Genomic DNA, 19,118 nt, shown 5'->3' on the forward strand with positions numbered 1-19,118 from the left:
CGAGGTGCCAAAGGCATCGCCGGCGCTGCGCACGGCATTTTCCTCCGCCCGCGCACCGGTCGCAGCGGTGCTTTCGTCCACAGTCTGCGCTGCAGCCGGCAGCGCCAGCAGCAGCGCACAAGGGCCAAGCCGCACCACGCGTCGAACGATCAGGCCAGTTGGACCCGGGCGAAATTGCGCGCAGCCATGCCGGCAAACAAGGCCGCAAGTGCGGCCAACCAGAGTGTGGCCGGAATTGCACTGCGTGTGGGCATGGGCGGCCGGAACTGCGGCATGGTGGCAAGGCGCTCAGGGGTCACCACGCCATCGCCGGCAATGATGGCGCCCAGCGCGGCCTTGAACCGCGCCAGATGCGCCACCGCTTCGACCCGGAACGCCAGCGCGCCGGCAAGGCCGGTCCCGCCGGTATCGGCCATGGCCCGGCTGGCGAGCAGCGGCGGCACCGCCCACGCGAGTGCGGAACTGGCTTGCTGTTGGGCCGTCAGCGCCTCGGCAAAGCGGGCACTGACGGGCGCCACAGCGGCTTCGACCCGCGTTGCAATTCCGGCGGCCCGCGCCACTGACGCACGGCGCTCCGCTGCCTCGCTGGCCGCAACTTCGGGATGGTCATTCTCCCATTCGGTTGAAGCTGCGATCTCGGCGGCGCGCACGGCGGCAACCTCGGCCAGCCGGGACGGCGCCGGATGCAGCCACTGTACGCTGGCCGCCACCAGCACTGGCAACACCAGTGTGAACAGGGCCCATGCGCTGACAAGTGCCAGTGCCGCTGTGTCGGCGCCACCATCGCGGCTGTTTACCCACAGGATGGCACCCCACCAGGCCGCCAGCAGCGCCATGGCGATGCCGACCCAGCTCACCGCAGCAGCGGATCGCCCGGGCAGATCCGGTCCGGTCAACAGCAAGAGCAGCAGCGCCAGCAGGATGGGCAGGATTACCAGCGCCAGCCGCGGCACGGACCTTGCCAGCAATAGGGGCCCCAACCCGCCCGCCTGCGCCAGCACCAGTCGTGCCGCACCGCTATCGCGATCGGCACTGAACAGGCCATGGCCTAGCGCGATCAACAGCAGGGGCGCCACGACAACAGCGACAAAGGCCAGATCAAGGCTGCCGCGCATCAGTTGTTCGGCATTTTCAAGGCTGGGTCGCCGGAACAGATTGTCGGCGCGTGATCTGAGGCTGATGCTGGCTGCAGCGGGCTCGGTGGCAGCACGACCAGCCGCAACGTCAGCCAGCGGCGGCACAGCTGATACCAGCCCCTCGCGCACCCTTACGGGCAGCAGCACGGCTTCGGCGGGCGGCAGTTCCTTGGCCACTTGCTCGGCCAGTTTGGTGCGGGCTTCGTTGGCTTCCGCGGCGGCGGCGGCACGCGTGGCGATCTGGCCATCCAGCAACGCGCGGCCGTTGGCCATCGCAATGGCAAGCATCAGCGCCAGAACGGCGAGGCACAACTGGGCCATTCGACTGGCCAACAATTGCCGGCTTTCGAAGGCAAGCAGCGCACGCATCACGCGATCAGACCGCTTCAGCCGACATGCGATGAGCAGCGCGCCGCATTAGCAGCAGCAGACCGGCGCACCAGAGGGCCAGCAAGGCCAGATCGGGCAGGGTGGCCCGCAGCGCCACGCTCAATGGCAACGTGCGGAAACGGAAATCCGGGATTGCTTTCCACAGGCCGTCATCAGCCTTGTAATCGAATCCAGCAGCGCCCGCCTTGTTGGTCATGTCCATATTGAGTGCCGTTATAATGCGGCGACGATGGGCTTCCGCTTGCGACTGGAAGGCCATTTGCTGTGCCCCATCGGTGCCAGCCAGGGCCATCGAGATGTTCTGCAGCGGCACCAGCGGCGACAACAGGCCGGCAAGGCGCATGATGCCGCGCTGCCGGTCATACGTTGCGTCAAGGTCGGCCCACGCGCGATCAAACACCGCGTTGCCGTGTGCTTCGGCTGCTTCCAGGCGCAGGCCATCAATGTTGACCGGCAGATCCTCCAACCGGCTCACCTTGTATCGTGCCATCACCTCGGCCTCGAAGGCCTTGGCGTCCTTGCCAAAGGCATCGTGGCCAGATTTCATCTGGGTCTCGATCCCGCGGGCGAAGGCCACCGGATCAGGGGCCGGAGCCAGGATGCCGGCGAGCCCGGCGCCAGCACGCGGCACCAGCAGCACCGCCACCAGCCACAGGCCGACCAGTAGCAACCGCGCCTGGGCAGCCGTTCGGCACGCGGCCGACACCAGAATGGTGACCCCCACCAGCAGGCCGAACCACAGGCCGTGGGCCAGCAACCACAGGCCCAGCGCCACGAGGTCTGGTACACCGGCCAGCACCACTGCCGCCGCAGCCGCACCCAACAGAGGCAACGCCAGCAGCGCGGCGATGCGGGCGAGCGCGCCGGCCTTGGCGGGCAGCAGGCGTTGCATGTCGGCGCCGCTGGCCAGCATCAGGCGCAGTGTGCCGGCTTCCCGCTCGCGCGCCACCAACCCGGCGCCGATGATGAAGATCAGCAGCGGCATCAGCAGTTGCAGCACCCACGCGGCACTGAAGCTGCCCAGATCAAGCCCCGTGGCCAGATCGTCGGTGGGACGGGCCTGAGCCGTGTTGCGATTGTGCGCTTCCATCCACACCATGGCACCGGCATGCGGCGTGACGCCGGGATCGAGCAGCGCCATCGGGCCGAGCGGGCGCATCGCCCAGAATCCGAAATGCGCCGCCGAGTGCGGATTGCGCGCGCCCTGGCCATTCCAGGTTTGCCGGTCCTGCGCCATCACCGCCTGCCTATCGGTTTCATAGGTCGTCACCCGCGTCCAGGCTGTCAGCACGGCCGTCAGCGCCAGCAGCGTGACCAGCAGGGCCATGATGACCAGCCGGCGGTCGCGGCGGAACTCCAGCCAGTCCTTGCCAGCGATGGGCGCGCTGATGGATACCGCCTTCATGCCGCACGCTCCGCCATGTGGGTGAGGTAAAGCTGTTCCAGTTCGGCTGCAGTGAGTTTCGCCGGGTCAACCATGTCGACCAGCCGGCCGTGCCGCATGATGCCGATGCGGCTCGCCACCTCTTTGGCACGGAAAATGTCGTGGGTGGACACCAGCAAGGCCGCACCGCTGGCGGCCGTTTCGCGTAGCACCGTCACCAGATCATTGGCCGCCGCCGGATCGAGCCCCGAAAGCGGCTCATCCAGCAGAATGGCGCGCGCATCCTTCATGAGAGCAATGGCCAGCCCCAGTTTCTGTCGCATGCCTTTGGAATAAGTGCCTGCCGGCTTGTTGATGGCACCATCGGGAAAGCGAAGACGCGACAGGATGGCATCACGCCGTGCCTGATCGACTTCCACGCCGGCGAGGCTGGCGAAGAATTGCAGATTCTCGGCACCGGAGAGGCTGGGATAAAGGCTGACGACTTCGGCCACATAGCCAAGCCGGGCACGGGCTGCCGCAGGATCATCCGCCACCACCTGCCCGTCCACCACTGCGGTGCCGGCGGTAGGCGTGGTGAAGCCCAGAAACAGGTTGAGCGTTGTCGTCTTGCCGGCGCCATTGGCGCCGAGCAGGCACAGGGTTTCACCGGCGGCCACGCTCAGGTTGAGGCCATCGAGGGCGAGTTGATCACCATAGCGCTTGGTGAGCCCACGTGCTTCCAGCAGCGCGCTCATCAGCAACAGCCCTCATGCGCGGGATTGATCACCAGCACCAGTCGCCGCGCGCCCGTGCCGGCAATCGGCGGGGAGCGGTGGATGATCGGCGTGTCGGTCAGCAGGCGGCCCTTGAACAGGGCGACTTCGCCAGCCAGCAGCTGGCGCACGTCGAGTTGATCGATGGCCGCGCCATCGGCCAGAGCAGCAGCATCCTCGTTGGACAACCATTGGCTGCCCGGCCCGGCATAGGAGGTGATCAGCCGCAGCGGCACATAATCGGCGTGAAACTTGTGGCAGGCATTGCCGGTGACGATCTCCAGCCGCATGTCGAAGGCGGCAGCCATCATCAGCGGCGCGGCCTGTTTGGCGAGATCGACGATGTCGGCCACAAGGGTGGGCACTTCCGGCAAGTTGGCCTCAGCAAACGCCGCTGCAAGTCCACTGGCCAATCCGGCGAGCGGCGCATTCAGCCGCACGTCGCCCTGCGCTGCGCCCATCAACCGATTGACGTCCGTCGCGAGCGCCGGCGACAACCGTCGCTGCCAGATCGCGAGGTTAACGCCCGGATCAGCGATTGCGGCCAGACCGCCAGCGTCATCGTCCATCGCAACATGCGGCGCCGGAGGGAACAGCCGGTCTGCCAGTTGGGCCAGCGCGTTCATGCCGCCTGCCTCTCGCCCCAAGCCGGGAAGGGATCGGGCAGTTTCGCCCAGATCTTGGGCTGAAAGCGCACTTCCGGCACAAGGCAGCTATCCAGTCGTCGGCGCAGTGCCGCCTCGTCCATGCCAATGCCAATGAACACAAGCTCTTGCCGGCGATCGCCCCAGGTCTCATCCCAGTGCTGGTTCAGCAGACTTTCAAACGACGGATTGTCCAGCGGCCAGCGCGCCTTGGGGATGGCAGACCACCAGCGGCCCAGCGCCTGGCTGGTGACCTGACTGCCGGCCTGGCTCATCTCCCCCACCCAATCGGGGCGGGTGGCCAGCCAGAAATGCCCCTTGGCGCGCACAACGCCGGGCCATTCCTCGTTCAGGAAGGCGCGGAACCTGGCCGGATGGAACGGCCGGCGGGCGCGATAGACAAAACTTTCGATGCCATAGGTTTCGCTTTCCGGCGCGTGGTCCGCAAAACCATAGAGTTCCTTGGCCCACAGCGGGTGCTGCTCGGCCTTGCCTTCCTCGAACAAGCCGGTGTCAAGCACGGCCGACAACGGCACATGGCTGTGATCGGCCTCCACGAGTATTGCTTCGGGGTTCAGCGCCCGCACCAGCTTGCGCACCGTGTCGGGATCGGGCGCCTCGCTGATCTTGTTGAGGATGATGACATCTGCAAATTCGATCTGCTCGACCAGCAGGCCAACCAGGCTGCGATTGTCGCCCTCACCGGTCGTCTCGCCGCGATCGGCCAGAAAGTCGCTACTGGAGTAATCCTTCAACAGGTTGGCGGCATCGACAACTGTCACCATGCAATCCAGCCGCGCCACATCCGACAGGCTGTCACCCGCCTCGTCCTCGAAACTGAAGGTGGCGGCCACGGGCAGCGGTTCGGAAATCCCGGTCGATTCAATCACCAGCGCATCGAACCGCCCGGCTTCGGCTAGTTTGCGGACCTCGTTCAGCAGATCCTCGCGCAGCGTGCAGCAGATGCAGCCGTTGGTCATCTCGACCAGCGTTTCCTGCGTCTGCGCCAGTGCCGCCTCCCCGCCGCGGACCAGATCGGCGTCGATGTTCACCTCCGACATGTCGTTGACGATTACCGCCACTCGCCGGCCCTCGCGGTTGGCCAGGATGTGGTTCAGCAGCGTCGTTTTGCCGGCACCCAGAAAGCCGGAGAGCACCGTTACCGGCAATCGCGTGTCTTCAGCGTCTAGCATCACGGCCTCATGGAATCACATGTTATCTTGTATCATTTGCCAGACGTGTGGACGGCTGGCAAGGCGGGGTCACTTCACGCTGCGCCCGGTGAACGTTGCTTGTCAGGTTTCGCCGCGTGTGCCTGGCCAGGCCCAGAGATCGGCACCGAGCAGGCAATGATCCGACAATACCGCCCCCACAGGGGCATCAGTCATCCCCACATGCACCAGATCCCGGCGTACATCGGCACCCAAAAGGCCACGGTGAATCCGCCGCGCCAAGTCGCCATGTTCCACTCATCAGACTATTGATCGTTCTCTGCTGGTGCCTTTCCGAACCGCAGCCGGCCTGAAGCAAAATCGAAATCCACGAACGGCAGCTTTCGAATATGTCTGGCGCGCCCATGAACGGCGAACATGGGGCGCAAACCTGACATCCGGTGGCTGGACTTCTCGTCCCGAAAGAGCGTTGCTCAAACGGTGAGTCGCGCCACCGATTGGCGCCGAACACTGCCTCAGATCCGGAAGGTTGAGGCTTCAGCTCGTGGGAACGCCGGCACATTGGGTGTCCGCTCCCTTGGAGCCATAACATGACCGATCTCAACGATCCGCACACCGGGGAAGCAGTAGGGAAATCCGAAGATGGACCGGAACGCCATGCCCGCGGGCAGCATCGCAAACCGGCCATTCCCACTAAGTCAGCGCAGATGTCGAAGTTGCTCCAACGCCCTCGCGGTGCGACCATCCCAGAGCTCTGCGCGGCTACCCAATGGCAACCCCACAGCGTGCGCGCGCTCCTCTCAGGCATGCGCAAGAAAGGCGCGAGGCTTGTTCGAGAGACACGCAAGTCAGGCGAAGGCAGTTATCGGATCGTGGCCGCCGACGTCGTAACGGATGAGGCTATCACTATCGCCGCCGCGACCCAGGCAGCCTGATCATGGCAGACATCACCGATCAACTGGCGGCTCTTGCAGCCATGTCTCCCGCCCAGCTTCGTGCCGAATGGCGCCGCGTCTATCGGGCGTCTCCTGCGCGACTGACTCCCGATCTGCTGCTGCGCGGCATTGCATTTCGGGTGCAGGAGCGGTCTCTCGGAGGGCTCTCAGCGGCCTTTGGGAGCCTGCTCGATCGGACAGCTCGGCAACTCGAACGGTCCGAAAACGCCGATCCTCGGGTCAACCGCGAACAGCGCTTGAAGCCTGGCACCAGGCTGGTGCGAAGCTGGAACGGCAAGACCTACAGTGTGCTAGTGACCGACGATGGATACTCGCTGGGGGATCAGCAGTTCAGTTCCCTGACACAGGTCGCTGCAGCGATTACCGGCGCGCATTGGTCGGGCCCGCGGTTCTTCGGTGTCCGTGCCGGTCGCACCACGACAGGGGCCGCCGCATCATCGGCGACGCGACGGGCAGCATCGCGGGCGTCAGTATCATGACGCAAAGCAAGGTCATCCGTTGCGCCATCTACACCCGCAAGTCGACCGAGGAGGGTTTGGAACAGGCATTCAACAGCCTGGATGCCCAGCGTGAGGCTTGCGCCGCCTATGTTACAAGCCAGCGTCACGAAGGCTGGGTGCTCTCGCCAGAGATGTATGATGACGGGGGGTTTTCCGGCGGCAACATGAACCGGCCCGGACTTTCCCAGCTGATGGCGGAGGTTGAGGCCGGGTGCATCCACGTCATCGTTGTCTACAAGGTGGACCGGTTGACCCGCAGCCTTGCTGATTTTGCGAAGATTGTGGAGGTGCTAGATAAGGCGGGCGCCAGCTTCGTATCGGTCACCCAGTCGTTCAACACGACTACCAGTATGGGCCGGCTGACGCTCAACGTCCTCCTGTCCTTCGCCCAATTCGAGCGCGAGGTCACCGGCGAGCGCATCCGCGACAAGATTGCGGCGTCGAAGCGCAAAGGCATGTGGATGGGAGGACCAGTGCCGCTCGGATACGATGTCCAGGACCGAAAGCTCGTCGTAAACCAGACCGAAGCGGAGACGGTCAGGTTGATCTTCGACCGATATCTTCAGCTGGGTTCGGTCGTCGCGACGGTTGAATCGCTTGATCGCGATGGTGTGAAGACCAAGCTGTTTGCGGGCGAGGGCAAGAAGCGGCGGGGTGGGATTGCTTGGACGCGCGGCGGGCTTGCGCACCTCTTGGTCAACCGGATTTACATCGGCCAGATCCGCCACAAGAATGAGCACTTCCCGGGCGAGCATGACGCGATCATTGCCCCCGAAGTGTGGGATGCCGTGCAGGCACAACTTGCAGGCAACGGCGTCGCGCGAAAGCACGACCAGATCCTGCGCCATGCCAATCTTCTCGGCGGGCTAATGTTCGATGGCCTTGGCCGCCGGATGAAGTCCAGCCAGGCAGCCAAGGGCGCGAAGCGATACCATTATTATGTCACCGCAGTGGATGCGGTGGTCAAGGCACCTGGCGCAGCGTGGCGAGTTCCGGCCCATGACACTGAGGCACTGATCGTCAATCGAGTACACGCATTCCTTCGTGATCGCCGGGCCGTTCAGGATGCCGTCGAAGCGACCGCAGATCCTGATGCCAGGGCGCTGGAAGCCATCTTGTCGAGGGCGCAGTACCTGTCACTCGAACTCGCGGCATCCCCGCTAACGCTCCGCAGCATCGTGCGCCGCGTCGATCTGAAGGACGATCACGTTGATGTCTTGATCAGCTTGCAGCCGCTTTTACCAATGATAGGCGACCTGGCGATCAGCGTTGCCAGCACCGATGCAGCCGAGGCGGTGAGCCACCTGCTTTCTGCACCTATTGTGAAGCTGCGCAGAGGACCGGAGGTCCGACTGGTAATTGCCGAGCCGCAGAGCAACGAGCAGACAGTGGCTGACCCGGCGCTGATCCGCTTGCTGGCAACAGCGCGTGCCGCAAATGCTGCGATGCACGCAGCCAAGGACCAAAGCGTTGCTGAAGCTGCAAAAGCTCTAGGCTACACCAACAACTACTTCACCTTGCTGCTGCGCCTGGCGACCTTGGCGCCATCCATCGTCCAGGCAATCATTGAGGGCCGCCAGCCGCCATCACTCACTCGGCAGCGTCTTGCCAAGATCACGAACCTCCCGCTCGACTGGAATGAGCAGCGCCGCCTGCTCGGGTTCGCCTAGAGCTACGCTCGGCGGTTCGACGCGAACGGCGTCCCGCCCGCATCATTTTACCATCGCATCTGACGACTGCTTATTTGGGCCTCAGAGATGATTGGCCGAATCCTGGCAGCGCGCGCCGCGCATATGTGTCTCTGGCGAAAAGCGCGATGCGCTGGGCCCCGACAACCGCCGGAAAACGCGAGAACAATCCCGCCCTATCCCGCTTTATCCCGGCTAATCCCGGGTCAGGCGGCTGGGTGGTGCCGGATGAGGGGATTGAACCCCCGACCTTCGGTTTACAAAACCGCTGCTCTACCGCTGAGCTAATCCGGCCCCCAAGTGCTTAGAAGCTGCGGATAGCCGCTGCGCCCGCCCAACTCAACACCTGCGTTTCAACAACCGTTCTGGCAGGCAGGATCGGGGGACCACCAGACGATGCGGGCAATCGTGTCGCCGGCGGCGACGCGGGGATCGGTGGTGATCATGTTGATGCGGCCATCGACGGGTGCCACCACCGTTTCCATGCTGCGGCCAAAGGCATCGCGCACCTCGGCAATCGGTTGATCCTTCTTCACCGCGCTGCCGATCGGCAGCAGCAGGCGGGCCCAGCCGGGCAGGCGCGCGCGGACGGCAACGATATCATTGGCCACTGTCAGGCCGGCTGGCGGCGGCGTCACCTTGCCGGACAGCATCTTCATTTCGCGCATCAGATTGGTCAGGCCGGCTTCGGCGCGGGCGATCATTGTGTCGTCGAACATTTCGGGCCGGCCCAGTTCCAGCGTGATGGCGGGTACGCCATCATCGGTCAGCGTGTTTTCCACCGTGCCCTTGTCGCCCTTGTCCATCTTGATGATGTCGGGCGCTACCAGTTCAGCCATGCGGCGGGTGCGCGGCGTGGAGGCAAAGGCATACATCATGTAGGCAGTACCGCGCGATTGGGTGTGGAGATCGACCGCGCTGTCAGCATTGGGGCGGATGAGGCGGCTCCACAGCCGGCCGGCGAAATCGGCGATGGCTGAGCCGCCTTCCTTGCCGGGCAGCTCGCGGTTCAGATTGGGGGCACTGCGCGACCAGTCCGGCGTCCATTGCCGTGTGGATTGCAGCAGGCCGGGCGGATTGAGGCCGGGCACCAGCGTGAGGGTGCCGGCCAGTTGCGCCGGATCGATGCCGTTCGCCAGCCGGTGCAGCACGGCGATGCCGTTCAGTTCATCCCCGTGAATGCCGGCCGTGAGCAGGAGGCGCGGGCCGGGCTGCGCACCCTTTACCACCACAACCGGCACCAGCCACGGTTGGCCGATGGGGCTCATCCCGGCGCGGAACCAGAAGCGCTGCACGCTGCCAGCGGCGATGTCGTTCACGTCCAGCCGATCGATGATGGTGACACCGTCCAGGCTGCCGGCCGCTTCGGTGGCGGCCAGCGTTGGTGCAGCGACCAGCAGGGCAAGGGCAGCCATCGCGGCGCGCATCAGGCTTCGCCGGGGGCCGATGCGACGATGCGCAGCGCGTGAATGCGATCGGGGGCCATCAGATCGCCCAGCGCTGCATAGACGGCGCGCTGGCGGGCAATGCGGCTTTGCCCGGCAAAGCTGGCGGCGCTGATCTTCACGGTGAAGTGCGATTCGGCATCATCGCCGCGATGGCCGGCGTGGCCATGGTGCGACGCGCTGTCGTCGATCACCTCAAGCGCCGTTGGCGCCAGTGCGGCCATCAGCCGGGATTGGATTTCTGCGGCAACCTTGCCCATATCTTCTCCTTTGCACACCGTTATAGACCGGGCAGACAAAAGGACGACAGCAATTTCAAGCCAGAGCCAACCTCGCCACAGCCGGTGGCATGGGCGGGTGGAAACCCCCGAGCCGCAGGCCTGTGCGTGGCCGGGTTGTGCCGGCAGTGGCGAATTCCGGGCGCCGCGATCCAATCGGGTGCCGGGCGATGTCGGCGGCTGGCAGTATCTGTGCCTCGATCATGTCCGGGCCTTCAACGCCGGCTATAATTTTTTCGATGGCCTCTCGCCCGACGAGATTCATGCCGCCCAATCGCCGCTGGCCGGGTGGGAGAAGGATGTGGTGCGCGGCGGCCGCATGGCCTTCACCTTTGGCGATCCGCATGGGTTGTTTGATGAGCCGCTGCGGCCGTCGCGCCCATCTCCTGGCCGCTGGGCCGAAAAGGGCGACGCGCAGGCGCTGGGCGCGCTGGGGCTTGACCGCAATGCCACGCCGGCCGACATCCGCCGCGCCTATCGCGGGCTCGTGCGCCGCTACCACCCTGACAGCAATGGGGGGGACAGAAGCCACGAAGGGAAGTTGCAGGCGGTGGTCAACGCCTTTACGCACCTCAAGGCAGCAGCCGGATTCAAGACGGAGTCGAACCAGACGTGAGCGAAGCCCAAGAAACCCCGCCGGTGGCGATGAACGCGCCGGACATCACGGTGGATGCCCGCGAGGTGTTCGGCGTCGATATCGACATGCAAGTGCCGGCCTTTTCGGTGAAGGACGATCGCGTGCCTGATCTCGATCCGGCCTATGTGTTCGATCCAGACACCACGTTGGCCATTCTCGCCGGCTTTGCCTTCAATCGCCGCGTGATGGTGCAGGGCTATCACGGCACCGGCAAATCCACCCATATCGAGCAGGTCGCTGCCCGCCTGAACTGGCCGTGCGTGCGCATCAACCTTGATAGCCACATCAGCCGCATCGATCTGATCGGCAAGGATGCCATCGTGCTGCGCAATGGCGCGCAGGTGACCGAGTTCCGCGAAGGCCTGCTGCCGTGGGCGCTGCAGACGCCGACGGCGCTGGTGTTCGACGAATATGACGCCGGCCGCCCGGATGTGATGTTCGTAATCCAGCGTGTGCTGGAAGTGGAAGGCAAGCTGACGCTGCTCGATCAGAACCGGGTGATCCGGCCCAATCCCTGGTTCCGGCTCTTTGCCACCGCCAACACCGTGGGCCTGGGCGATACGACCGGGCTCTATCACGGCACGCAGCAGATCAACCAGGGCCAGATGGACCGCTGGAGCATCGTTACAACGCTGAATTACCTGCCGCACCACACCGAAAGCGCCATTGTGACCGCCAAGGTGAAGGAATTCGACACCGAAGCCGGCCGCAAGACGGTTTCCAACATGGTGCGCGTGGCCGACATGACCCGCGCCGGCTTCATGGGCGGGGACATCTCCACGGTGATGAGCCCGCGCACGGTGATCACCTGGGCGCAAAACGCGGTGATCTTCAACAATGTCGGCTTTGCCTTCCGCCTGTCGTTCCTGAACAAGTGCGACGAGGCCGAGCGCAGCATCGTGGCCGAATATTATCAGCGCGTGTTCGGCGAGGACCTGCCGGAAAGCATCGCGGTGAAGGCGAAGAAGTAGGGAATGGCCGAAACCAGCCCCATCGAGGATTTCCGCCAGGCGGTGGCCGCGACCATGCGGGCGCTGGGCCATGCGCCGGGGATGGAGCTGGCCTACACGGCCGACAAGCCGGGCTGTTTCGGTGATCAGGCCCGCGTGCCGCAGCCGGCGCGGGCGCTGCCGGCTGAGCAGGTGGCCGAAGTGCGCGGCTGGGCCGACAGTTTCGCGCTGAAACGCCGCTTCCACGATCCCAAGCTGCATGGGGCGGAGCAGCCGGAATCGGGGCTGGCGCGGGACATCTGGAATGCGCTGGAACAGGCACGCTTTGAAGCCCTGGGCGCGGCCGAAATGGCCGGGGTGGCGCGCAACCTCGACCGCATGACCGAAATGCGCGTGCGCACCGATCCGATCGTGCGCGCCCGCACTGCTGAGGAAGTGCCGCTGGCCAGCGCCATCAGCCTTATGGTGCGCGAACGGCTGACCGGTGCCGACGTGCCGCGCGCCGCACAACAGGCGGTGGACATGGTGCGCGGCCATATCGAGGCGCAGGCTGGCACGCATCTGGATGCGCTCGCTGCCAACATGGATGATCAGGCGGCGTTTGCGCAGCTGATCCGCCACGTGCTCGCCGATCTGGGCCTGGGCGCCGATCCCGACGAGGCCAGCGACGAGACCGAGGAAAGCGACGGGCAGGACGAGGAAGAACAGCCCGGCGAAGACAGCGAAGATCAGGAACAGGACGACGGCGGCGGCCAGGATCAGTCCACCGAAACCCGTTCCGAGGATTCGTCGGACGCGCCCGAGGGCGCCGAGCAACGCGAAGTCGAGATGGACACCGATCAGGTGTCGGACGCAGAAATGGGCGAAGAGGGTCAGGACGGCATGATGCCGTGGCGGCCCAACATGCCGCTTTCCGATCTGCCGCCCGATTTCGAGTACAAGGCTTATTCCACCAAGCATGACGAAGTGGTGGGCGCCGCCGAGCTGTGCGACGACGAGGAACTGACCCGTCTGCGCGCCTATCTCGATCAGCAACTGATTCCGCTGCAATCAGCGGTGACAAAGCTGGCCAACCGCCTGCAGCGCCGCCTGATGGCCCAGCAGAACCGCAGTTGGGATTTCGATCAGGAGGAAGGCATCTTGGATGCCGCCCGGCTGGTCCGTATCGTCACCAACCCGGCACATGCCCTCAGCTACAAGATCGAACGCGACACCCAGTTCCGCGACACGGTGGTGACGCTGCTGATCGACAACAGTGGCTCCATGCGTGGCCGGCCGATCTCCATCGCTGCAATCTGCGCTGACATCCTTGCACGCACGCTGGAACGTTGTGCGGTGAAGACCGAAATCCTGGGCTTCACCACCCGTGCCTGGAAGGGCGGGCAGAGCCGCGAGGGATGGCTGCAGGCTGGCCGTCCGGCCAAGCCGGGGCGGCTGAACGACTTGCGCCATATCGTCTACAAGCAGGCCGATGCGCCGTGGCGGCGCGCGCGCAAGAATCTGGGCCTGATGATGCGCGAAGGCCTGCTGAAAGAGAATATCGACGGCGAGGCGCTGCTGTGGGCGCACGACCGGCTGGTCGCCCGCAACGAAGACCGCCGCATCCTGATGGTGATTTCCGACGGTGCGCCGGTGGATGATTCAACGCTGAGCGTGAACAGCGGCAATTATCTGGAGCGCCACCTGCGCGCCGTGATCAAGCACATCGAAACCAAGAGCCCGGTTGAACTGATCGCCATCGGCATCGGCCACGACGTGACGCGCTACTACCGCCGCGCCGTCACCATCATGGATGCCGAACAACTGGGCGGCACCATCATCGACAGCCTTGCCGCGCTGTTCGAAGAGGGCGGTGGCGCCGGCAGTGGTCGGGGCCGCGGCGGCATGCGCAAGGGCGGCGGCCGCCGCTGACACGGCAGTCCTGCGGCACAAATTGTGTCGAATCGCATGTTCACGATCGAAGTCAGAATGACTTTGTAGCGTACCGTCGACCCCGCACGGCCGGTAATTTCACGCAAATGGTGGCGGCGATCCGATTGCGCGCCCGTCCGCCGCTCATGCTGCCCACGCTGGTCGGGCCCGGCTTGCCGCGCTGTTCACCTTCTTGCCGCTCGCTCCGGGTCACGAATGCGGCTGCAACCGCGATTTTCCACCGTCGTAACTGATTGCACATGCCGCTGGCGCATCGATTCAAAATCGGCTTAGATAGTTAGTATATAAAAAAAGGTCGCAACACACTCGTTGCCGAGGGAATGGCGTGATGATGGACCGGGGCTCGTCAGCGACGCAGCTGTCGCCGATGCGACATGGGCGTTTGCGACTGGCACTGCTGGCGTTGCCGCTGGCCATGATGCCGGCCAGCGCCGCTTGGGCGCAAGTGGCAACCACAGGGGCGCCGACGCGCGAAGAAATCGATCCCAGTCGCCGCCAAACCTTCACCCAGCCCAGCCGACTGATCGTCGATGGCGATATCGAGCGTAGCCCCTGCGCACTGGCCGATCCGGCTTATGCCAACGTCAAGCTGACCATCACGCGCGCCGAGTTCAACAATCTCGGCCCGGTGCCGGCCGGCGATCTTGAAGGCTTCTGGAAACCGCTGGCGGGCAAGGAAGTGCCGGTATCGGCGCTGTGCGAAATCCGCGACGCGGCCGCCACCCATCTGCGACGACTGGGTTATCTGGCCGCCGTGCAGGTGCCGGCGCAGCGCATCGAAGGTGGCGTGGTGCGTTTTGAAGTGCTCTATGCCCGGCTCACGGCCGTCCGGCTGCGCGGCGATGCCGGCCGCAACGAAGGCCAGGTGGCACGCTATGTGAAGAAACTGGCCACCGGCCAGCCGTTCAACCGCATCGAGGCCGAACGCTATCTGCTGCTGGCGCGCGACATGCCGGGCATGGATGTGCGGCTTGCCCTCAAGCCGGCCGGCGGTGCGGCGGGTGACATGGTGGGCGAAGTCAGCGTGCGGCGCCGGCCGATCGAGGCCGATCTGGTGCTGAGCAACCTCGCCCCGTCGCAGACTGGGCCGTACGGTGGCCAGGTGCGCGTGCAGGCCCATGGCCTGACCGGCCTGGGCGATCACAGTTTCATTTCCTATTATGCCACGTCTGATTTCGATGAGCAGCAGGTGCTGCAGGCCGGGCATGATTTCGCCATTGGCGGCGAAGGGCTGCGGTTTGGCGGCCGTGTTACGCAAGCGTGGACCCGGCCCGGCCTGGGCCCGGCCGTGCCCGATGTTGATGCCGAAACCTTCTTTGCCAATGTCGAGGCGAGCTATCCGTTCAAGCGCAGCCAGGCCGCAACGCTGGTGGGCCGCGCCGGCTTTGACTATGTCAACCAACGGGTCGAGTTCAATGCAGCCCCGCTATCGCGCGATCGGTTGCGCGTGGCCTATGCACGCCTTGATGGCGAATGGCAGGACATGCGCGGCCGCGGCCCGGGCGGCACCACCGCCTGGCGGCTGGCGGCCAGCCTTGAACTGCGGCAAGGCCTTGATGTGTTTGGCGCCAGCCCGGATTGCCTGGCCAATCCTGCGGTGTGTGCCGGGGCCGGCGTGGTGCCGCCCAGCCTGATCAGCGGCAGCCCGACGGCGACCGTGCTGCGCTACACCGGCCTGGCGGAAATACGCCTAAGCAAGAAGGTCACCATCGCGGTGCAGCCGCGCGGCCAGTTTGCCAGCGGCGCCCTGTTTGGCTTCGAACGCTTTGCACTGGGCAACTACACTGTGGGTCGCGGCTATGATCCCGGCGTGTTGACTGGCGATGATGGTGCCGCCTTCAACACCGAAGTCCGCCTTGATCCCGTCATCGTGTCGGAAGACTGGAAGCTGGCGGCGCAGCCCTATGTGTTCGTCGATGCCGGTTGGGCCTGGTCGCGCGGTTTGGGGCCAACAGTGGCCAATCCGGTGAGCCTGGTTTCGGCCGGTGGCGGGGCGCGGCTGGTGTTCAGCGATCGCGCCCGGCTGGATATTGGCGGCGCTGTCGCCCTGAAGGATGCCGGCCCAACCCGCGCCGGCGATGTGCGAATGCTGGTGACCTTTACCACCCGTCTGCTGCCCTGGAGGACCCGCTGATGCGCCTGTTCGATGAAAGCGCCCCAGCCCGCAGTTCCGCTGCCCGTGCTGTCACCCGTCTGTCGCTGGGCGCCTCGCCCGCCGTTCTGGCCGCCATGCTGGCGCTGCAGCCGCAGGTAGCTCACGCCCAGGCCTTCCAAGGCACCGAAACGGTGATCCTGGGCAACGTCACCCGTGGCACCAGCGGCAACAATGATTTCTTCACCGTCAACGCGCTGCAAAACACCATCAACTGGACGCCCACCGACACTGCGATCAGCGCGGCGCCAATCGATTTCCTGCCAACCGGTGCCTTCGCCAGTTTCTCGGGCGGGTCAGGCACCAACGGCGCCAATTACACAGTGCTCAACCGTATCATCGCAGCCGATCCCACCCGCGCCATTGCGTTTTCGGGCACGGTGAGCAGCGATGCCGCTGGTCGCATCTGGTTCTATGCGCCGGGCGGCCTGCTGCTCAACGGCGGTTCGCAGTTCAATGTCGGCAGTCTGCTGCTCACCGCCAATGATCCGGTTGGTGCGGCCGCTGGCTTGCCGTACCTGGACGCCGCCAACAATTTCCGTCTGCAGGCGGGTGCGGCCAGCACGCCGCTGGTCGACATCCGCACTGGTGCCCAGATCAATGCTGTCAACAGCGGCAGCTATGTGATCGCCGTGGCGCCGCGCTTCAACCATGCCGGTGCCATCAATGTGAACGGTTCGGCGGCGCTGGTGGCGGCACAGGATGTCAGTTTCACCTTGAATGGCGGCCTGTTCGACATCACCGCCAATGTCGGATCGTCTGCTGGCGGCAACCAGACGGTGACGGGCAGCATTACCGGGCCGGGTGGCATCGGTGGCCAGGGCGTTTTCAGCCGCATCTACATGATGGCGGTGCCGCGCAACGACGCGATGACGCTGCTGATCACCGGCAATGCTCAGCTTGGCTTCGATATTGCTGGTGCGGCTGATATCTCGGGCAATGCCGTCGTGCTGTCGGGCGGCTATGATATTGTTGGCACGCCCGCGGGCCAGGGCGTGACCCAATATGGCCTGACGCCTGTGGCCGGCAGCGTCGGTACAGCCACGATCAGCATCGACAACGCCGATTTCACGTCCAATGTCACCATGCGGTCGAAGGATGTGGCCCAGGTGCAGTCGACTGCCGGTCCGGTTACCTTTGCCGCCGATCTTGAGGTACTTGCCGATGGCCAGGCGATCGTGCGCGGCCTGTCGGGCAATCTGCTGACGGTGGCCGGCAATCTGACCGCCGATGCCTCCACCCAATTCACCGGCGGCATCGATGGCGCCAGCCGTACCGCCGGCATCGCCGAGGTGAGCGCCGCTGGCGGCGGATCGGTGCAGGTTTCGGGCAACACCTTCGTCTATGCCGTTGGGGTTGGGAATAATGCGTCGAGCACCGGGATTGCGGGCGGCACCGGGACCGGCGGCAACGCCAGCGCAGGCGCGTTCGGCGGCAGCCTGCGCACCGGCTCGTTGACCATTGATGCCAGTGGCGTTGGCGGCATTCCCTTTGACGGCGTCAGCGGCAGCGGCCAGGGCGGCACTGCCCGCTTGCAGGTGGATCCGGATGGCACCTTGACGATGGCCGGCAATTTGCTGGTTTCATCAGGCGGTTTTGCCGACACGGGCAGCCTCGGGCGCCAATCGGGCAATGCGACCGGCGGTCTTGCCGAAGTCCGGCTGAGCGGCATCGTGAATGTGCCGGGTGGCATCCGCGTCGAGGCCAATGCCAGCTATGGCGAAAGTGGTGACATTGGCCATATCGGTGGCGGCACGGTTACCGGTGGTCAGGCGTTGCTGAGCATCTTCGATGGAACGTCGCTGACAACCACTGACATCGCGGTCGAGGCTCAGGCTAACCGCGGCTTCAGCGTGGGCAACAACAATTTCATTGGCGGCCAGGCACGGTTCTCTGTTTCGGATGTGAACGGCGGGACGAGCGTCACCGCGCAATCGATTGCGGTGCTGGCTCAGGCCACCGCTGCGAATGGCGATATCGGCGGCAATGTGGACGGCGGGGCCGCCACCGGCGGTTTCGCCCAGCTGTTCACCACGGGCAACCCGACCGTTTCCGGCACCCAGATCTTTGTTTCCGCCAATGCTAATGGCGGTGATGGTGACGGCGGAATCGGCGGCGCAGCACTAGGTGGGCGTGCGCATCTCGACATGCAAAACGGCGGTTCCCTGCTGATTTCGAACAATGTGTTCGTGAATGCGGCGGCCACTGGCGGCGATGGCACCATCGGCGGCAATGCCACGGCATTTGACAACGGCGATGCCAACCCGCCCGCCGTGTTCGTGCGGCTTGGGCCCAACGTGGGTACCAATGATCAGGGCATCCGGTTGGTTGGCGGCCTGTTCCTCATTGCCAATGCCAATGGCGGCGATGGCACCACGGGTGCCGGCGGCGCGGCCCGCGGCGGGTTCGTGGTGCTGCGGGGACAATCGGGTGAGATCAACACCGGCCAGGTCGTCATGCAGTCCGATGCGTTCGGTGGCTTCGGCGTCGGCGGCGGCGCGGCGCGATCGGGCCGGCTGTTTGGCGGCTTTAACGACGCCAATCTGACTACCGGCCAGCTTTTCTTGACGGTGGAGGCCAACGGGGGCAGCGCCACGGATGCCGCTCGCGGTGGCGACGCCACGGTTGGCCAGGTTTTCTTCATCCTGGAATCGCTGGAAGCCGGGCCAGGCACGACGGTAAATGCCGGTGCTGTATCAGTGCTGGCCGCAGCGCGCGGCGGCAGCGGTGGCGGCAGCAGCACGACCGTTGGCGGCGCGGGTGGCAATGCGTTCGCCGTTGATCCCAACGCGCCGGATCCGCAGATCGTGATTGCGGCGCGGCCGGCGCGATCCAGTTTCATCGCCAGCCAGTTGATTGTTGATAACAGCGCGGTTGGCGGCGAAGGCGGCGGCGGCCTTGGAACGGCCAACGGTGGCCGTGGCGGCAATGCTGCAGGCGGCAATATCAATATCGGCACGACCAGCGGCACCGTGCAGCCCCTCACCAACCGTTCCACCTTCGATTTCGGCACGCTGTATTCCGTCGATGGCCGGGTGACCGGCGGTACCGGTGGCGGCATCGATGGCGATGGCCTTGGCGGGCGCGGCGGTGATGCCA

The 19,118-nt window shown here is 65.0% G+C and carries 15 protein-coding genes and 1 tRNA gene; 8 read left to right on the plus strand and 8 right to left on the minus strand.

Features of this window, described 5'->3' with window-relative positions:
- Positions 1-149: 149 nt before the first annotated feature.
- Genes RT662_RS11020 through RT662_RS11040 form a run of 5 tightly spaced genes read right to left on the minus strand, consistent with a single transcriptional unit; the run spans position 150 to position 5,502 of the window.
- On the minus strand, positions 150-1,505 hold the full coding sequence (locus RT662_RS11020; RefSeq protein WP_313670752.1) for a DUF3526 domain-containing protein: 1,356 nt from the start codon (positions 1,503-1,505) through the stop codon (positions 150-152).
- Positions 1,506-1,512: 7 nt separating this feature from the next.
- A complete protein-coding gene (locus RT662_RS11025; RefSeq protein WP_313670753.1) occupies positions 1,513-2,931 on the minus strand; it encodes a DUF3526 domain-containing protein in 1,419 nt (472 codons plus the stop codon).
- Entirely contained in the window at positions 2,928-3,647 is a 720-nt protein-coding gene (locus RT662_RS11030; RefSeq protein WP_313670754.1) for an ABC transporter ATP-binding protein, read from the minus strand. Before RT662_RS11030 ends, RT662_RS11025 begins: the two co-directional genes overlap by 4 nt.
- Positions 3,647-4,291, minus strand: a complete 645-nt coding sequence (locus RT662_RS11035; RefSeq protein ID WP_313670755.1) for a DUF1826 domain-containing protein — start codon at positions 4,289-4,291, stop codon at positions 3,647-3,649. The genes RT662_RS11030 and RT662_RS11035 overlap by 1 nt, the downstream gene beginning before the upstream one ends.
- Positions 4,288-5,502: a GTP-binding protein gene (locus RT662_RS11040; RefSeq protein ID WP_313670756.1), complete on the minus strand. Its 1,215-nt coding sequence runs from the start codon at positions 5,500-5,502 to the stop codon at positions 4,288-4,290. The genes RT662_RS11035 and RT662_RS11040 overlap by 4 nt, the downstream gene beginning before the upstream one ends.
- A 569-nt stretch (positions 5,503-6,071) precedes the next feature.
- On the opposite strand from RT662_RS11040, the gene RT662_RS11045 reads away from it, so the two are divergent.
- Genes RT662_RS11045 through RT662_RS11055 form a run of 3 tightly spaced genes read left to right on the plus strand, consistent with a single transcriptional unit; the run spans position 6,072 to position 8,607 of the window.
- Positions 6,072-6,416, plus strand: a complete 345-nt coding sequence (locus tag RT662_RS11045; protein ID WP_313670757.1) for a DUF3489 domain-containing protein — start codon at positions 6,072-6,074, stop codon at positions 6,414-6,416.
- A 2-nt stretch (positions 6,417-6,418) separates the two neighbouring features.
- A complete protein-coding gene (locus tag RT662_RS11050; RefSeq protein WP_313670758.1) occupies positions 6,419-6,916 on the plus strand; it encodes a DUF2924 domain-containing protein in 498 nt (165 codons plus the stop codon).
- A complete protein-coding gene (locus tag RT662_RS11055) occupies positions 6,913-8,607 on the plus strand; it encodes a recombinase family protein (RefSeq protein WP_313670759.1) in 1,695 nt (564 codons plus the stop codon). The genes RT662_RS11050 and RT662_RS11055 overlap by 4 nt, the downstream gene beginning before the upstream one ends.
- A 237-nt stretch (positions 8,608-8,844) precedes the next feature.
- On the opposite strand, the gene RT662_RS11060 is transcribed toward RT662_RS11055, so the two are convergent.
- From RT662_RS11060 to RT662_RS11070, 3 genes are all read right to left on the minus strand, one after another.
- Positions 8,845-8,919: transfer RNA gene (locus RT662_RS11060), tRNA-Thr, on the minus strand.
- 59 nt (positions 8,920-8,978) lie between these two features.
- Positions 8,979-10,040, minus strand: coding sequence for a M14 family metallopeptidase (locus RT662_RS11065; RefSeq protein WP_313670760.1), 1,062 nt, complete (start codon positions 10,038-10,040; stop codon positions 8,979-8,981).
- An 11-nt stretch (positions 10,041-10,051) separates the two neighbouring features.
- A complete protein-coding gene (locus RT662_RS11070; RefSeq protein ID WP_313670761.1) occupies positions 10,052-10,330 on the minus strand; it encodes a BolA family protein in 279 nt (92 codons plus the stop codon).
- A gap of 97 nt (positions 10,331-10,427) precedes the next feature.
- Here RT662_RS11070 and RT662_RS11075 point away from each other — a divergent pair, with 97 nt between their 5' ends.
- From RT662_RS11075 to RT662_RS11095, 5 genes are all read left to right on the plus strand, one after another.
- Positions 10,428-10,964 carry a J domain-containing protein gene (locus tag RT662_RS11075; protein ID WP_313670762.1) on the plus strand — a complete coding sequence of 179 codons (537 nt, stop codon included), beginning with the start codon at positions 10,428-10,430 and terminating at the stop codon, positions 10,962-10,964.
- A 29-nt stretch (positions 10,965-10,993) separates the two neighbouring features.
- Entirely contained in the window at positions 10,994-11,956 is a 963-nt protein-coding gene (cobS, locus tag RT662_RS11080; RefSeq protein WP_313670766.1) for a cobaltochelatase subunit CobS, read from the plus strand.
- 3 nt (positions 11,957-11,959) lie between these two features.
- A complete protein-coding gene (gene cobT / locus RT662_RS11085) occupies positions 11,960-13,846 on the plus strand; it encodes a cobaltochelatase subunit CobT (protein WP_313670763.1) in 1,887 nt (628 codons plus the stop codon).
- Positions 13,847-14,195: 349 nt separating this feature from the next.
- A complete protein-coding gene (locus RT662_RS11090) occupies positions 14,196-16,001 on the plus strand; it encodes a ShlB/FhaC/HecB family hemolysin secretion/activation protein (protein WP_313670764.1) in 1,806 nt (601 codons plus the stop codon).
- A partial coding sequence (locus RT662_RS11095) for a hypothetical protein (protein WP_313670765.1) occupies positions 16,001-19,118 on the plus strand: 3,118 nt, incomplete at its 3' end. The genes RT662_RS11090 and RT662_RS11095, both read left to right, overlap by 1 nt.

The sequence above is a fragment of the Sandarakinorhabdus sp. genome (assembly GCF_032115815.1).
In the GTDB taxonomy this organism is placed as follows: Bacteria; Pseudomonadota; Alphaproteobacteria; order Sphingomonadales; family Sphingomonadaceae; genus Sandarakinorhabdus.

Bases quoted from the DNA above. Each gene is read 5' to 3' on its own strand.
- RT662_RS11070 (WP_313670761.1), bottom strand. From the start codon at position 10,330: ATGGGCAAGGTTGCCGCAGAAATCCAATCCCGGCTGATGGCCGCACTG.
- RT662_RS11020 (WP_313670752.1), bottom strand. From the start codon at position 1,505: ATGCGTGCGCTGCTTGCCTTCGAAAGCCGGCAATTGTTGGCCAGTCGA.
- RT662_RS11090 (WP_313670764.1), top strand. From the start codon at position 14,196: ATGATGGACCGGGGCTCGTCAGCGACGCAGCTGTCGCCGATGCGACAT.
- RT662_RS11040 (WP_313670756.1), bottom strand. From the start codon at position 5,502: ATGCTAGACGCTGAAGACACGCGATTGCCGGTAACGGTGCTCTCCGGC.
- RT662_RS11035 (WP_313670755.1), bottom strand. From the start codon at position 4,291: ATGAACGCGCTGGCCCAACTGGCAGACCGGCTGTTCCCTCCGGCGCCG.
- cobS (WP_313670766.1), top strand. From the start codon at position 10,994: ATGAACGCGCCGGACATCACGGTGGATGCCCGCGAGGTGTTCGGCGTC.
- RT662_RS11045 (WP_313670757.1), top strand. From the start codon at position 6,072: ATGACCGATCTCAACGATCCGCACACCGGGGAAGCAGTAGGGAAATCC.
- RT662_RS11055 (WP_313670759.1), top strand. From the start codon at position 6,913: ATGACGCAAAGCAAGGTCATCCGTTGCGCCATCTACACCCGCAAGTCG.
- cobT (WP_313670763.1), top strand. From the start codon at position 11,960: ATGGCCGAAACCAGCCCCATCGAGGATTTCCGCCAGGCGGTGGCCGCG.
- RT662_RS11065 (WP_313670760.1), bottom strand. From the start codon at position 10,040: ATGGCTGCCCTTGCCCTGCTGGTCGCTGCACCAACGCTGGCCGCCACC.
- RT662_RS11025 (WP_313670753.1), bottom strand. From the start codon at position 2,931: ATGAAGGCGGTATCCATCAGCGCGCCCATCGCTGGCAAGGACTGGCTG.
- RT662_RS11030 (WP_313670754.1), bottom strand. From the start codon at position 3,647: ATGAGCGCGCTGCTGGAAGCACGTGGGCTCACCAAGCGCTATGGTGAT.
- RT662_RS11050 (WP_313670758.1), top strand. From the start codon at position 6,419: ATGGCAGACATCACCGATCAACTGGCGGCTCTTGCAGCCATGTCTCCC.